We start from the raw sequence: 13,478 nt of genomic DNA, 5'->3' as shown, positions 1-13,478 counted from the left end.
GGATGTGAAGGCCGGGGGGCCGGAGGCGCCGTAGCGGCGCCCAGACCCGTCTCCGTGTTCCCGGGGAGGGACTCTCGTGGCCCGTCATGGCTCCGTACGTCTGTGTCTCGTCGCCGCCTCCGCCGTGCTGGCGGCCGGCCTGGTTCCGTCGCTGCCGTCCACCGCCGTGGCGGACGGGGCGCAGGAGACGGTGGTGCCGGCGGCGCTGCGCGACACGTACACCTCCGGCGCGCTCTACGGCGCGTCGTCGTACTCCGGCCGCGACGGTGCGGGCGCCGAGGGCGTGTTCCACAGCCTGGAGGGCTCCGGGCTGGTGTGGACGCGCTACTCGGACGGCGGGTCCGTGAAGGTCGTCCACCCTGAGGGCTACTCCAGTTACAGCGTGACCGGCGGCGACGTCCTGGCGTACACCTACGACGACGAGGGCCGGGTCGACCTGTGGAACGCGGCCGACGGGACCACCCGCAGCGTCCAGGTGCCCGACGAGCTGTCACTGCTCGCCGTCTATAGCGACCTGGTCGTCGCCTACCGCACGGTCGAGGACGAGAGCGGGAGCAGCTGGCGGGAGACGCACCTGCTGTCCCCGGCGGCCGACGGCGGCACGCGCGACGTGACGGTGGGCGGGGTGCCCGAGGGCGTGGTCCTCGGGGCGCCGGTGGGCGGGGACGCCGACGGGCTGCTGTTCCAGGCCGGGACGGGTGCGCAGGGGTACCGGTCGGTCATGGTCGACCGCAGGACCGGGCAGGTCACGGACTCGACCCCGGTGCGGTCCGAGGTCTACCTCAAGGCACAGGTCACCGGCGATCATGTGGTGCTGTTCGACCTGGACGAGGCGACCGTGCTGGTGTTCGACCGCGCCGACCTGTCGGCCGCTCCGGCCGAGGTCACCCTGACGGGCGGCGGGGTGGACCCGGCGCGGGACCTCGCGGTGGTCGGCGACTGGCTGGTGCACCGGGCCGGTTCCGGTACGGCGCTGTACGCGCAGCCGATCGCGGGCGGTCCCGAGGTCACCCTGCTGGCGGCGTCGAACACCGGCAGCTCCGCCGTGTCCGACGGCACCGCCGTCGCCGTCGGCCGCACCTCCGCGGCCACCGACGACTGGGGCGTCCAGCGCATTCAGCCCGGTCCGGACGGCAGCCCGGTCGTCACGCAGGTGAAGGCGCTGCCCAAGCCGCCGTTGAAGATCCAGGGCCTGTCGCTGGACCACGGGCTGCTGGTGGTGGCGGACCAGCAGAGCAGCGTCGCGGGCGGCGGGATACGGACCACGCGGCTGCGCACGGTCGCCCCGGCCGGCACCCCCGCCTTCGGCCCGTCCTCCACTTTCCTGAGCGCCGGCGCCGTGGGCAACTGCGCCGTCGACGACGTCGCCTGCGCTCCGATCCGGGGTGCGGCCGACGGGCAGCTCGTCTGGCTGGATCACGACGCGGCGACGGGCAAGGACCAGCTCAGGAACTGGGGGCCGGGCTATCTGGCCAAGGAACGGAGCGTGCCCGCGGGCGGGCGGGTCACCGACGTCTCCGGCCGCTACGTGATCCACACGACCGCCACCCAGCAGTCCGTCCACCGCCTCACCAGTCCCGTCACCAGCGGCCCGGTCCTCACCCGCGCCCCGGGCCCGGCCGCCCTCGACGGCGACACGCTGTGGACCCCGGGCACGGCTCCGGGCAGCGTCACGGCGTACGACCTGAGCGCGAAGAAGACCACCGGGACCCTCGCCACCGACGCGGGCTGCACCCCCACCGACCTCCAGGCGCTGGGCCGTTGGCTGTACTGGACGTGCGACGGGCGGGCCGGTGTCTACGACCGTACGGCGAAGAGGTCCGTCGAGGTGCCGGCGGGCGAGGCGAAGCTCGGTGACGGGTACGTCGTGACGCACGACCGGCAGGCCGGGAAGCTCATGCTCACCACCGTCGCGGACGGTACGGCCGTGGGCCGGGTCATCGGCGAGCTGCCCGACACCGGGGTCTCGCAGCGCGACGTGCGCTGGACCGTCGACGAGTCCGGGGCCAACGCGGCCTGGGTCGACGAGCAGGAGCGGGTGCACCTGGTGCCCTCGGGTGTGCCGCAGCAGCCCCTGCGGCTGCTGGAGGCCGCTCAGAGCCCGGCCCAGATCTCCCCCGGCGGCCTCCTCACGTCCGTCCTGCTGTCCAAGCCGGCCGCCGGCTGGACGCTGGAGGTCCGCAGCGGGGCGACGGGCAAGCGCGTCGACGGCACGGACGGCGGGGCCGTGCGCGGTGCGCTGAACGTCGCCTGGGACGGCCGCGACGCGACCGGCAAGCTCCTGCCCAACGGCTCCTACGACTGGACGCTGACGCTGACGCCCACGGACGGGACCGGCGCCCCGCTCCAGGTGCGGGGCACGGTCCGGTTGGCGGGCGGCGCCGCCGTGTTCCACGACTACGTGGGCGCGGGGGCGAAGCCGGACGGCGTGGGCGACCTGCTGACCATGCCGTACGCGGGCACCCTGACCTACCAGCAGGGCACGGGCCGGGGCACGTTCTCCGGGCAGGTCAGCGGCGGTGGCTGGCCGAGCGGCATCAAGGCGGTGCCGATCGGCGACCTGAGCGGCGACCGCTGCAACGACGTCCTCGTCAGGCTGAGCAGCGGCGCTCTGCGGCTGTACCGGACCGGCTGCGGCGGCGCGGTGCGGCCCACGTCGCCGTACACCACGCTGGGCACCAGCGGCTGGAACCAGTTCGACGTGATCACCTCGCCGGGCGACGTGACGAAGGACGGCCTGCCCGATGTGATCGCGCGCAACCCGTCGACGGGCAGGGTCTACCTGTACAAGGGCACGGCCGCCGGCAAGCTGGCCGCCCCGGTGAAGCTGTACGACGACTGGAGGACGTACAAGAAGATCGTCGGCGTCGGTGACCTCAACGGGGACGGCGTCGGGGACCTGATCGCCCAGGACAAGGCGAACAACCTGTACCGGTACATCGGGACCGGCAAGGGGACCTTCGGCGCGCGGGGGAAGCTGTTCGCGAACTGGGGCGCCTCGTACAACGCGGTCGTCGGGGCCGGTGACATCACCGGCGACGGGAAGGCCGACCTCGTCGTGCGGGACACGGCGGGCGGGCTGTACCGGCTCGACGGCACCGGTACCGGCACGTTCGGGGCGCGGACGAAGATCGGCGCCGGATGGCAGAACTACAAGGGCCTTTTCTAGTCACGTTGTGGCGTGTGTCACGCCCCCGGTGAGGGAATTGCTGGGGGCATGACAGATGATGCCAGAGCGGGCGGGCCGTCCGACGAGGAACGGCTGGCCCAGCTCGGTTACACGCAGGTCCTCGCCCGCCGCATGTCGGCGTTCTCCAACTACGCGGTCTCGTTCACGATCATCTCCGTTCTGTCCGGCTGCCTGACGCTGTACCTGTTCGGCATGAACACCGGCGGCCCGGCGGTGATCACCTGGGGCTGGATCGCCGTCGGCCTGATGACCCTCTTCGTCGGGATGTCGATGGCCGAGATCTGCTCGGCGTACCCGACCTCGGCCGGCCTGTACTTCTGGGCCCACCGCCTGGCTCCGGCGCGGACGGCCGCGGCCTGGGCCTGGTTCACGGGCTGGTTCAACGTGCTCGGCCAGGTGGCCGTGACGGCCGGCATCGACTTCGGGGCCGCCTCCTTCCTCGGCGCCTACCTGAACCTCCAGTTCGGCTTCGAGGTGACGCCCGGCCGGACGATCCTGCTCTTCGCGGGCATCCTGGTGCTGCACGGTCTGCTCAACACCTTCGGCGTGCGCATCGTCGCCCTGCTGAACAGCGTGAGCGTGTGGTGGCACGTGATCGGCGTGGCGGTCATCGTCGGCGCGCTCGACGTCGTCCCCGACCGGCACCGGCCGGCGTCCTTCGTCTTCGGCGAGTTCGTCAACCACACGGGCTGGGGCAGCGGGGCGTACGTCGTCCTGCTCGGCCTGCTCATGGCCCAGTACACCTTCACCGGCTACGACGCCTCCGCCCACATGACGGAGGAGACCCGCGACGCGTCCACGGCCGGCCCGAAGGGCATCGTCCGGTCCATCTGGACGTCGTGGATCGCCGGCTTCGTCCTCCTCCTCGGCTTCACCTTCGCGATCCAGTCCTACGACGGTGCCCTCACCTCCCCGACCGGCGCCCCGCCCGCCCAGATCCTCCTGGACGCGCTCGGCGCGACGGCGGGCAAACTGCTGCTGCTCGTCGTGATCGGCGCGCAGCTCTTCTGCGGCATGGCCTCCGTGACGGCCAACAGCCGCATGATCTACGCCTTCTCCCGCGACGGCGCCCTGCCCTTCTCCCGGGTCTGGCGCACCGTCGACCCCGTCTCCCGCACGCCCGTCGCGGCGGTCTGGCTGGCGGCCGGCGGCGCCCTGCTCCTCGGCCTGCCGTACCTGATCAACGTCACGGCGTACGCGGCGGTCACCTCGATCGCGGTGATCGGCCTCTACATCGCCTACGTCATCCCCACACTGCTGCGGCTGCGCAAGGGCGACGGCTTCGACCGGGGGCCCTGGCACCTCGGCCGGTGGTCCCGGGCCGTGGGGGTGGTGTCGGTGGCCTGGGTGGCCGTCATCACCGTCCTGTTCATGCTGCCCCAGGTCTCCCCGGTCACCTGGGAGACCTTCAACTACGCCCCCGTGGCCGTCCTCGTCGTCCTGGGCTTCGCCGCCGCCTGGTGGATCGTCTCCGCCCGGCACTGGTTCCTGCGGCCCGCCCTCGCCGGCACGACCACCGGTACGACCGCCGGGGAGGCCACCGGCGAGGCCGCCGGGGCGCGGCCGGCGGTCGAAACGACGGATCCATGACCTTTGCCCGCCCCTGACGGGGCCGTGTCCCCGATACCCGATCGGAGACACGGCCTCCTCCGGCTATGCTCAGGGTGGCAACATCGCCTGGGCCCTTAGCTCAATTGGCAGAGCAGTGGACTTTTAATCCATTGGTTGTGGGTTCGAGTCCCACAGGGCCTACCGGAACGCCCCCGGCTCAGGAGTACTTGAGCTGGGGGCGCTGCCGTCTCTCAGGTTTGCGGATCGCTGTCTTCGGGCTGGTCCGGCATCCCGATGACGTACGTCCCCTTCGCGGGCAGTGTCGCGACGAGCCCACGCTTCCGGAGTTCGACGACGGCGCGACGCACGGTGCCGATGCTCACGCCGTACAGGTCCGTCATGGCCCGCTCGCCCGGCAGGGCTGCCCCCTGCGGCAACTTGCCTGACGCGATGTCTGACGCGATCGCGTCAGCGAGTTTCACGTACTCGTAGCGCGGAAGCTCACTCATCTCCCCACCGTGCCGCAGCCCGACGCACCACGCAGGTGTGGAACGCGTCCCGACGCGGCGGGACGCAGTATGCCGCAGTAGGGTGCAGGGGGACGCAGTTGTCGGTATGGTCGAAAGGCGAGACCCCGGCGAGGTGTGAGAGACCTCCCGGGGCACGGCCAACGCTGAACAAGGAGCGTCGACATGCACGACCTTATCCGCCGCGCCCTCGAAGGGCTGCGCCTTCTCTTCGCCCCGGGTGCGGGCAAACGGCGCCGAGCCGGCGGCCGGTTCGCCCCTCAGCCCCATTCCACCCCCGCACCCCTGCCCCGCCACCGCTCCCCCTACGGACTCGTCACCCGCCTCGACGCCGCCGACTCCGCTCTCGTACGGCCCTTCCTCGCCGCTGCCGACCTCGACCGGCATCTGATCGGCGCACAGGAGGTGGCCGCCTGATGGAGCACACGACCGGCCCCGCGACCGCCTCCACCGCGCCCCGCCTGCTGCCCTGGCGGTCCCCCGACGGCAAGCCCTGCTACCTGGTCGCAGGCGGCGGTGGCGGATATGTGTCCCGCCTCGCCGACGAGATGGAGGCCACGCAGCTCGCCATGGGGGCCGACGTGCTCGGCCTCGCCCGCAGGGTGCTGGACGACCCGCTCTCGCCGTACACCGAGGTGCGGTACGCCGGTCTCCGGCTCGCCGAGTGCCTGGTCGACGCCCTGCGGGTCGCGGAGTCCCGGGGGATGCGCCTCCCGGTGCCGGACGGCGAGGACCGTCTGCCATGAGGCACGACCTGAACAGGTGAATGTTCATTCGCACATCCACATGGTAGAAATACCCGCATGGGTGTAGCCAACCGTCTCGACCTGACCCTCCGCCTCGTCCAGGGCGCCGAAGGCCGCGTCTCCGTCGCCGAGCTCGCGCAGCGGCTCGGGGTGTCCGAGATGACCGTGCGCCGGGATCTCGACGCGCTGGAGAAGCAGGGGCTCGTGCGCCGGGTGCACGGCGGGGCCGTTGCCGATCGGGCGCGGGAGGAGGGGGGCGGGTTCGAGGCGCGGGCGGGGTGGCAGACCGCCACCAAGGACCGGCTCGGGGCGGCCGTCGCCGATCTGGTGGAGCCGGGCGCGCGGGTGCTGCTCGACGCCGGGACCACCACCGTGCACGTCGCCGAACACCTCGCCGCACGCGGGCCGTTGACGGTCGCCGTGCTCAGTGTGCAGGCGGCGGTGCGGCTCGCCGACCGGCCGGGGATCGAGCTGCTGGTCGTCGGCGGGCGGTCACGGCCGGGGGAGCGGTCCTTCGTGGGGCCGCTGGCGCTGCGCACACTGGAGTCGCTGGCGTTCGACGTGTTCGTGATGTCCATCGGCGGGGTGCACGCCGCGCACGGCTGGTCCGAGTTCTCCCTGGACGACGCGGCCGTGAAGCAGGCGGGGCTCGGCCAGGCCGGCCGCACGGTCGCCGTGGCCGACGCGACCAAGCTGGGCGTCCGCGCGTTCAGCCAGGTCGCCCCGCTCGACGCCGTGCACACCTTCGTCACCGACGCCGCCGCGGCCGACCCCGCCACCCACCCCGGCGGCCCGCAGACCCTGGACGCCCTGCGGGAGGCGGGCGTCGAGACGCTGCTCGTGTGAGCCCTCGAAGACCCCCAGCCCTCCGAAGGAGGTCCCGTTGACGTCCCTGATGATCCTCGTCGCCGGCCCGTACCGCTCGGGCACCGGCGACGACCCCGCCAAGCTCGCCGCGAACGTACGGGCCATGAACGAGGCCGCCCTCACCCTCTACCGCGCCGGGCACCTGCCCGTCACCGGTGAGGCGCTCGCGCTGCCGCTCCTGGAGACGGCCGGCAGCACCGGCCCCGACGACCCGCTCTTCGCGGAGCTGTTCCACCCCGTCGCCGAACGCCTCCTCGACCGCTGCGACGCCGTCCTGCGCATCGGCGGGCCCTCCGAGGGCGCCGACCGGATGGTGGCCCGGGCCCGTGCGCAGGGCAAGGAGGTCTACACGGAGATCGCCGACCTCACCGGCGTACCGGCGGAGGCCGGCCGGTGAGCGCCGGGAACGGGAACCCCGCCCGCCCGGGCATCGACGTCCCCGACCCCCGGGGCCGGACCGGACTCGACCGCCACGGCCGCGACCTGACCGGCAACCCCCGCGTCCGCGTCCTCGACGTCGAGGTCCTCGCCTGCGACTGGTCGGTGCTGCGCCGCACCACCTTCGACTACCGGCACGGCGACGGCCACTGGAGCCGCGAGCGGCGCGAGACCTACGACCGGGGCGACGGCGCGACGATCCTCCTCTACGACCCCGAACGCCGTACGGTCCTGCTGACCCGTCAGTTCCGGCTGCCCGCCTACGTCAACGGGCACCCCGACGGCATGCTGCTGGAGACCGCGGCCGGGCTGCTGGACGGCGACGAGCCGCGGGAGGCGATCCGCCGGGAGGCGCAGGAGGAGACCGGGCGGACCGTCCACGAGGTCGAGCACGTCTTCGACGCCTACATGAGCCCCGGCTCCGTCACCGAACGCCTGAGTTTCTTCGCCGCGCCCTACGACGGGTCGACGCCCGGCGCGGACACCGCCGGGGTGGCCGAGGAGGGCGAGGACATCACCGTCGTGGAGCTGCCCTTCGGCGAGGCGCTCGACCTGATCCGCACCGGCGCCGTCGCCGACGCCAAGACCATCATGCTGCTCCAGTGGGCCGCGCTCGACGGTCCCTTCGCCCGCCGGTGAGAACGGGCGCACGGGGGCCGGGGCGCGTACGGCGGCTCAAGGCGGGCGCGCCTCAGCCGACGCCGCGTCCCGTGAGGTCCGCCAGCGGCAGTGTGTGCTGCGTCTGGAGCACCTTCGCGCGCAGGTAGCGGACGTTGTGCGGGGTGGTGAAGACGCCCGTCGGCACGCGGTCGTGCACGTCGATGCCGAGCGCCCGCAACTGGCCGGCCTTGTCGGGGTTGTTGGACAGCAGGTCGAGGGCCGTGATGTCCAGGGCCCGCAGCATCTGGGCGGCGGCCGTGTAGTCCCGGGCGTCCTCCGGCAGGCCCAGCGCGGCGTTCGCCTCGTAGGTGTCCAGGCCCTGGTCCTGGAGGGCGTAGGCGTCGAGCTTGTTGTACAGGCCGATGCCGCGGCCCTCCTGGCGGAGGTAGAGCAGGACGCCTCCCCGCTCGGCTATGCGTTCGACCGCCTCGCGCAGCTGGGGGCCGCAGTCGCAGCGGGCCGAGCCGAGGACGTCGCCGGTCAGGCACTCGGAGTGCAGCCGGACGAGCGGGCGGGGGCCGGGCTCGCCGAGGACGACGGCCACGTGTTCCCGGCCGTCGGCCAGACCGTGGAAGGTGACCAGGTCGGCGTCGACCGAGAAGCCGTCGTGGAAGCGCAGCGGTACCCGGACGCGGGCACGCGGGGTGGCGGCGGGGGTGTCGGGCATGCGGGTTCTCCGGGTCAGGGGGCGGGGGCGGGGCCGGGCGGGGTCGGTGCGCGGGGCGCGGGGCGCGGGCGGTGCGCGGGGCAGCGCGCGGTTCCCCGCCGTGCCCGCCCTGCCCTCCATCTGCTTCAGGTTTGAAGCAGTTGGATGATCGGGACCCTACCTCATGCTTGAAAGTTGAAGCAATGGGTCCGGGGGCGGCTCAGCGGCCGCCGGTACAGGGCGACGAGCGCCGCCGCCACGGCACATCCTCGGGCGCGGCCTCGCCGCCACCCTCCTGGAGCCCCTTCGCCACCTGCGTGAAGATCGCCTCCAGCTGTCCCACCTGCTCCGGCGTGAGCCGGTCGAAGAGGGAGGCGCGCACCGTGCCGACGTGGCCCGGCGCCGTCCGCTCCAGCACCGTCATGCCCTCCTGGGTGAGGGCCGCGACGCTCCCGCGCTTGTCCCCGGGGCAGTCCTCGCGCCGTACCAGACCGTCCTTCTCCAGCCGTGCCACCGCGTACGTCAGCCTGCTCCGCGTGATCTTCAGCTTCTCCGCCAGACAGGTCATGCGCAGCCGCCGCCGCGGCGCCTCGGAGAGGTGGGCGAGGATCGAGTAGTACAGGTGGGGCATGCCGGCCTCCTGCTGGAGCTGCCGGTCGATCGCGTCCTCCAGGAGGAGGTATCCGGCGACGTACGCGCGCCAGGCGCGCTGCTCCTCGGAGGTGAGCCAGCGGGTCGTCATGCTCCCAGTGTAGGTTTGTTTCAAACTTGAACCAAGAGTTCCCAAGAGTCGCGGACCTCCTGCCGCCGACCCCCGCCGCGCCAGGACCCCGTGCACACCCCATGACCCCGTCGACCGTCCCCGGAGAGGCCGCGCCGATGCCGTACCCGTACGTCCTGCTGTCCGCAGCCGTCTCCCTCGACGGCTACCTCGACGACACCGGCCCCGACCGCCTGCTGCTCTCCGGCCCGGCCGACTTCGACCGGGTCGACGAGGTGCGGGCCTCCGTGGACGCCATCCTGATCGGCGCCGGCACCCTCCGCGCCGACAACCCCCGCCTCCTGGTCAACGCGCCCGAGCGCCGGGCCGCGCGCCGGGCGGCCGGACGGCCGGAGTACCCCCTCAAGGTCCTGGTCAGCGGCTCCGGCGAGCTGGACCCGGCGGCGCGGTTCTGGCACACCGGCGGCGAGAAGGCCGTGTACACCACCGACCCGGGCGCCGAGCGCGCCCGCTCGCTCGGCCTCGCCGCCGACGTCGTCCCCCTCGGCCCCCACCTCGACTGGCGCCGGCTCCTGGAACACCTCCACGACGTCCGGGGCGTGCGCCGGCTCATGGTGGAGGGCGGCGGCACCATCCACAGCCAGCTCCTGCGGGAAGGCCTCGCCGACGAACTCCAGCTCGTCCTGGCGCCCCTCTTCGTGGGCGACCCGGACGCGCCGCGGCTCTTCGGGCCCGGCGGCTACCAGGGCGGACGGCTGCGGCTGGTCGAGACACGGCGCCTCGACGACGTCGTCCTGATGCGCTACGAGCCCACCGCGCCCGGCGCCGGCCCGCTCCCCGCCGCCGCCGACCGGCACTGGCTGGCCCTCGCCTGCGAGCTGGCCGCCGCCTGCCCGCCGTCGCGGACCGCGTTCAGCGTGGGCGCGGTGGTGGTGGCCGCGGACGGGACGGAGCTGGCCCGCGGCCACTCCCGCGAGGCCGGCGACCCCGTCGTCCACGCCGAGGAGGCCGCCCTCGCGAAGATCGACCCCGCCGACCCCCGCCTGGCCACGGCCACCGTCTACAGCAGCCTCGAACCCTGCGCCCGCCGCTCCTCCCGCCCGACCCCCTGCGCCCGCCTCGTCCTCGCCGCGGGCGTCCGCAGGGTGGTGACGGCCTGGCGCGAGCCGGACACCTTCGTGACCGACGCCGACGGCACCGGCCTGCTGACGGCCGCGGGCGTCGACGTCGCCGTCCTGCCCGAGTGCGAGGAACGGGCCAAGGCGCCCAACCTGCATCTGCTGCACGGCAGTTGAGCCGGGCCGTGCCCCGCGGGGGCCGCCCCCGGGGAAGCCGTGTGCTTCGGGTCCCGCGGATGGCGTACACTGGTGTCATACCGACGCGGGGTGGAGCAGCTCGGTAGCTCGCTGGGCTCATAACCCAGAGGTCGCAGGTTCAAATCCTGTCCCCGCTACTGAAGGCCGAGGGCCGGAATCCTGATCACAGGGTTCCGGCCCTCGGTGTGTTGTGCTGTCACGCGCCCCCCAGGGCCCTTCGGCGCCCCGCCCTCAAGGCTTCCGGCGCCAGCCCCCTAGGCCTTCGGTGCCCGCCCCCAGGTCTTCGGCGTCCGCCCCGAGGTCTTCGCCGCCTCCCTTACGGAACGTGAGTGGGCGAGCGCCCTGCGCATAACAACTGAGTCACCATCAAAAAAGCCTGGAGAGGCGGTGCGTGCTCGACACCGGGTCAACTCGCCCTGATTTCATCTTCCCTGAGGTAAAAGTCCAGGCCATCAATGTTGTTGATCAAGGGGAACGGCTTGGAAACCCAGCCCTGGGTCTATTAACGTTCGATAACGCAGCGCGGTCGTCCCAGCCGTCACAAGAGGCGGCTCCGTGCGCACGCGCCGAATCCCGTAAGGGAACCGGGGAACCACCACCTTGGGGTGAATCACGCGGAGCCGCCGTGAGGTAACGGCTGGTATACGCGCGTAGGAGACCTTCCCGCTCCGAACCCGTCAGCTAACCCGGTAGGCGACGGAAGGAAAGGAGTACGCCCGCGTGGCGTCCAACCGGCCTGCCCCAGAAGCCCCGAGCGCGCCCAGCCAGACCTTCGGCTACGGCGGCTACCGCACCGACGAGGGCCCCTGGGAGGAGTGGAACCCCACCGCGGATTCCGTTCGCCCGGTACGCGGCCGGCACCGCGTCGCGAAGCAGCGCGGCGGACTCGCCCGCAGCTCCACCGTTCTCGGCGTCGGCGTCATAGCCGCCGTCGGCGCGGGCGGGATGGCCAGCGCCAACACGGGCAAGCCCCCGGTCTCCATCTCCATGCCGGACCTCCCCTCCGTGGGTTCCCTGATCTCGGACGACGACACCTCCGAGGAGTCCACGGCGTCCGCCCTCAGCAGCTTCGGCACCGCGGCCGCCGACGACGACAGCGGTGACAGCTCCGCCGACGCCGGCGAGGCGCTGCGCAGCCGGATCATGGCGCAGGCCGAGTCGCAGCAGGCCCAGCTGGAGACCAAGGCGCAGGACGCCGCCGAGGCCGCCGCCGCCAAGGCCGAGGCCGACGCGGCCGCCAAGGCGGAGAAGGAGGCGGAGGCCAAGGCCGCCGCCGCGAAGAAGAAGGCCGCCGAGGAGGCCGCGAAGAAGGCCGAGGCCGAGCGCCTCGCCGAACTCGCCAAGCAGTACACGCTGCCGACCTCCTCGTACACCATCACCTCGACGTTCGGTCAGGCCGGCGCCTACTGGTCCTCCGGCTACCACACCGGCCTCGACTTCGCCGCCCCCACCGGCACCCTGATCAAGGCCATCCACAGCGGCACCATCACCTCGGCGGGCTGGGACGGGTCGTACGGGTACAAGACCGTGCTCACCCTCGACGACGGCACCGAACTCTGGTTCGCCCACCAGTCCTCCATCAGCGTCAGCGTCGGCCAGAAGGTCTCCACCGGTGACGTGATCGGCCGCGTCGGCGCCACCGGCAACGTCACCGGCGCCCACCTCCACCTGGAGGTCCACCCCGGCGGCAGCAGCACGGGCGTCGACCCCGCGGCCTGGCTCCGGGACAAGGGGCTCAACCCCTGAGGCCGTCCCGTAGGCCCTGAGTCTTCCGGGGGCCGGTGAGGTGGTCTCCCGGATGTTTGCGAACACTTGGCCGGAGGCGTGAAATACGCGCCTCCGGCCGAGGCGTTGCCATGGAGCATGACTTCTCTGCGCAAGCTCGGCTCCTCCGACCTCGAGGTCTTCCCGCTCGCCCTCGGCGGCAACGTCTTCGGCTGGACCGCCGACGAGACGGCCACCTTCGCCGTCCTGGACGCCTACACGGCCGCCGGCGGCAACTTCGTCGACACCGCCGACTCCTACACGGCATGGATCGAGGGCAACAGCGGCGGTGAGTCCGAGACCCTCATAGGCAAGTGGCTCAAGGCCCGCGGGAACCGGGACGACGTCGTCATCGCGACGAAGGTGAGCCAGCACCCCGACTACCAGGGCCTGTCCGCCGCCACCATCAAGGCCGCCGCCGACGCCTCGCTGCGACGCCTGGGCACCGACCGCATCGACCTCTACTACACCCACTTCGACAAGCCCGAGGTGCCCGTCGAGGAGATCGTCGGCGCCCTCGACGAACTGGTGAAGGCGGGCAAGGTGCGGCACATCGCCGCCTCGAACATCTCGCCCGAGCGGCTGCGGGCCTCCCTGGACTTCTCCGACCGCGAGGGCCTCGCCCGGTACGTCGCCCTCCAGCCGCACTACAACCTCGTCTCGCGCGACACCTACGAGGGCGAGCTCCAGGACGTCGTCGCCGCGGCCGGGCTCGCCGCCGTGCCGTACTTCGCGCTCGCGGCCGGCTTCCTCACCGGCAAGTACCGGCCCGGGACGACCGTGGACAGCGCCCGGGCTGGGAGGGCCGCCCAGCACCTGGGGACCGAGCGCGGCCAGAAGGTGCTCGTCGCCCTGGACGAGATCGCGCGCGCCCACGACAGCGAGGTCGCCACCGTGGCACTGGCCTGGCTCGCGGCCCGCCCGACGGTCGTGGCGCCCATCGCCTCGGCGCGGACCGTGGAACAGCTGCCCGCGCTGCTGGGGGTGGCCGAACTGAAGCTGACCGAGGGGGAGATCGCGCGGCTGACCGAGGCCTCGGCCTGAGGGGACCG

Annotated in this window: 13 protein-coding genes, 2 tRNA genes and 1 riboswitch; of the genes, 12 read left to right on the top strand and 3 right to left on the bottom strand. The window is 72.7% G+C overall.

Annotated elements, in window-relative coordinates:
- The first annotated feature begins 76 nt into the window (after nucleotides 1–76).
- From ACZ3KJ_RS05445 to ACZ3KJ_RS05435, 3 genes are all read left to right on the top strand, one after another.
- Complete coding sequence (locus tag ACZ3KJ_RS05445) at nucleotides 77–3,169, top strand: FG-GAP repeat domain-containing protein (protein ID WP_467524856.1); 3,093 nt, start codon at nucleotides 77–79, stop codon at nucleotides 3,167–3,169.
- 48 nt (nucleotides 3,170–3,217) lie between these two features.
- Entirely contained in the window at nucleotides 3,218–4,780 is a 1,563-nt protein-coding gene (locus ACZ3KJ_RS05440; protein WP_467524855.1) for an amino acid permease, read from the top strand.
- Nucleotides 4,781–4,869: 89 nt separating this feature from the next.
- Nucleotides 4,870–4,942, top strand: a tRNA-Lys gene (locus tag ACZ3KJ_RS05435).
- Between the two features lie 50 nt (nucleotides 4,943–4,992).
- On the opposite strand, the gene ACZ3KJ_RS05430 is transcribed toward ACZ3KJ_RS05435, so the two are convergent.
- Nucleotides 4,993–5,250 (bottom strand): winged helix-turn-helix domain-containing protein, encoded by a 258-nt coding sequence (locus ACZ3KJ_RS05430; protein ID WP_467524853.1) that lies wholly within the window; start codon nucleotides 5,248–5,250, stop codon nucleotides 4,993–4,995.
- A gap of 183 nt (nucleotides 5,251–5,433) precedes the next feature.
- Here ACZ3KJ_RS05430 and ACZ3KJ_RS05425 point away from each other — a divergent pair, with 183 nt between their 5' ends.
- The 5 genes from ACZ3KJ_RS05425 to ACZ3KJ_RS05405 are packed head-to-tail and all read left to right on the top strand — an operon-like array spanning nucleotide 5,434 to nucleotide 7,958.
- A complete protein-coding gene (locus ACZ3KJ_RS05425) occupies nucleotides 5,434–5,685 on the top strand; it encodes a hypothetical protein (protein ID WP_467524852.1) in 252 nt (83 codons plus the stop codon).
- Nucleotides 5,685–6,014, top strand: coding sequence for a hypothetical protein (locus tag ACZ3KJ_RS05420; protein ID WP_467524850.1), 330 nt, complete (start codon nucleotides 5,685–5,687; stop codon nucleotides 6,012–6,014). The genes ACZ3KJ_RS05425 and ACZ3KJ_RS05420 overlap by 1 nt, the downstream gene beginning before the upstream one ends.
- A gap of 57 nt (nucleotides 6,015–6,071) precedes the next feature.
- A complete protein-coding gene (locus tag ACZ3KJ_RS05415; RefSeq protein ID WP_401692480.1) occupies nucleotides 6,072–6,860 on the top strand; it encodes a DeoR/GlpR family DNA-binding transcription regulator in 789 nt (262 codons plus the stop codon).
- Between the two features lie 49 nt (nucleotides 6,861–6,909).
- Entirely contained in the window at nucleotides 6,910–7,278 is a 369-nt protein-coding gene (locus tag ACZ3KJ_RS05410; RefSeq protein ID WP_467525734.1) for a TIR domain-containing protein, read from the top strand.
- Nucleotides 7,275–7,958 (top strand): NUDIX domain-containing protein, encoded by a 684-nt coding sequence (locus ACZ3KJ_RS05405; protein WP_389518848.1) that lies wholly within the window; start codon nucleotides 7,275–7,277, stop codon nucleotides 7,956–7,958. Before ACZ3KJ_RS05410 ends, ACZ3KJ_RS05405 begins: the two co-directional genes overlap by 4 nt.
- Nucleotides 7,959–8,010: 52 nt before the next feature.
- Here the strand turns inward: ACZ3KJ_RS05405 and ACZ3KJ_RS05400 are convergent, their stop codons facing one another.
- Both ACZ3KJ_RS05400 and ACZ3KJ_RS05395 read right to left on the bottom strand, forming a co-directional pair.
- Nucleotides 8,011–8,646: a GTP cyclohydrolase II gene (locus ACZ3KJ_RS05400; protein ID WP_467524848.1), complete on the bottom strand. Its 636-nt coding sequence runs from the start codon at nucleotides 8,644–8,646 to the stop codon at nucleotides 8,011–8,013.
- A gap of 199 nt (nucleotides 8,647–8,845) precedes the next feature.
- Nucleotides 8,846–9,367, bottom strand: a complete 522-nt coding sequence (locus ACZ3KJ_RS05395) for a MarR family winged helix-turn-helix transcriptional regulator (RefSeq protein ID WP_467524846.1) — start codon at nucleotides 9,365–9,367, stop codon at nucleotides 8,846–8,848.
- Between the two features lie 137 nt (nucleotides 9,368–9,504).
- Between ACZ3KJ_RS05395 and ACZ3KJ_RS05390 the strand changes: the two genes are divergently transcribed.
- From ACZ3KJ_RS05390 to ACZ3KJ_RS05375, 4 genes are all read left to right on the top strand, one after another.
- Entirely contained in the window at nucleotides 9,505–10,641 is a 1,137-nt protein-coding gene (locus ACZ3KJ_RS05390; protein WP_467525733.1) for a dihydrofolate reductase family protein, read from the top strand.
- 84 nt (nucleotides 10,642–10,725) lie between these two features.
- Nucleotides 10,726–10,799 (top strand) — tRNA-Met (locus ACZ3KJ_RS05385).
- A 417-nt stretch (nucleotides 10,800–11,216) separates the two neighbouring features.
- Nucleotides 11,217–11,373: riboswitch (cyclic di-AMP (ydaO/yuaA leader) on the top strand.
- A 9-nt stretch (nucleotides 11,374–11,382) separates the two neighbouring features.
- The gene (locus ACZ3KJ_RS05380; protein ID WP_467524845.1) at nucleotides 11,383–12,408 is read left to right on the top strand and encodes a M23 family metallopeptidase; all 1,026 of its coding nucleotides are present in this window, start codon (nucleotides 11,383–11,385) and stop codon (nucleotides 12,406–12,408) included.
- Between the two features lie 117 nt (nucleotides 12,409–12,525).
- Nucleotides 12,526–13,470, top strand: coding sequence for an aldo/keto reductase (locus tag ACZ3KJ_RS05375; protein ID WP_467524843.1), 945 nt, complete (start codon nucleotides 12,526–12,528; stop codon nucleotides 13,468–13,470).
- The last annotated feature ends 8 nt before the right edge of the window (nucleotides 13,471–13,478 follow it).

The sequence above is a fragment of the Streptomyces sp. NPDC003248 genome, assembly GCF_055563235.1.
The sequence above is the reverse complement of the archived record's forward strand: the minus strand, read 5'-3'. Positions and strand labels throughout refer to the sequence as shown.

Excerpts from the sequence above, each read along its gene's own strand:
- ACZ3KJ_RS05430 (WP_467524853.1), bottom strand. The coding sequence starts at position 5,250 with ATGAGTGAGCTTCCGCGCTACGAGTACGTGAAACTCGCTGACGCGATC.
- ACZ3KJ_RS05410 (WP_467525734.1), top strand. The coding sequence starts at position 6,910 with ATGATCCTCGTCGCCGGCCCGTACCGCTCGGGCACCGGCGACGACCCC.
- ACZ3KJ_RS05400 (WP_467524848.1), bottom strand. The coding sequence starts at position 8,646 with ATGCCCGACACCCCCGCCGCCACCCCGCGTGCCCGCGTCCGGGTACCG.
- ACZ3KJ_RS05390 (WP_467525733.1), top strand. The coding sequence starts at position 9,505 with ATGCCGTACCCGTACGTCCTGCTGTCCGCAGCCGTCTCCCTCGACGGC.
- ACZ3KJ_RS05375 (WP_467524843.1), top strand. The coding sequence starts at position 12,526 with ATGACTTCTCTGCGCAAGCTCGGCTCCTCCGACCTCGAGGTCTTCCCG.
- ACZ3KJ_RS05440 (WP_467524855.1), top strand. The coding sequence starts at position 3,218 with ATGACAGATGATGCCAGAGCGGGCGGGCCGTCCGACGAGGAACGGCTG.
- ACZ3KJ_RS05425 (WP_467524852.1), top strand. The coding sequence starts at position 5,434 with ATGCACGACCTTATCCGCCGCGCCCTCGAAGGGCTGCGCCTTCTCTTC.
- ACZ3KJ_RS05415 (WP_401692480.1), top strand. The coding sequence starts at position 6,072 with ATGGGTGTAGCCAACCGTCTCGACCTGACCCTCCGCCTCGTCCAGGGC.
- ACZ3KJ_RS05420 (WP_467524850.1), top strand. The coding sequence starts at position 5,685 with ATGGAGCACACGACCGGCCCCGCGACCGCCTCCACCGCGCCCCGCCTG.
- ACZ3KJ_RS05395 (WP_467524846.1), bottom strand. The coding sequence starts at position 9,367 with ATGACGACCCGCTGGCTCACCTCCGAGGAGCAGCGCGCCTGGCGCGCG.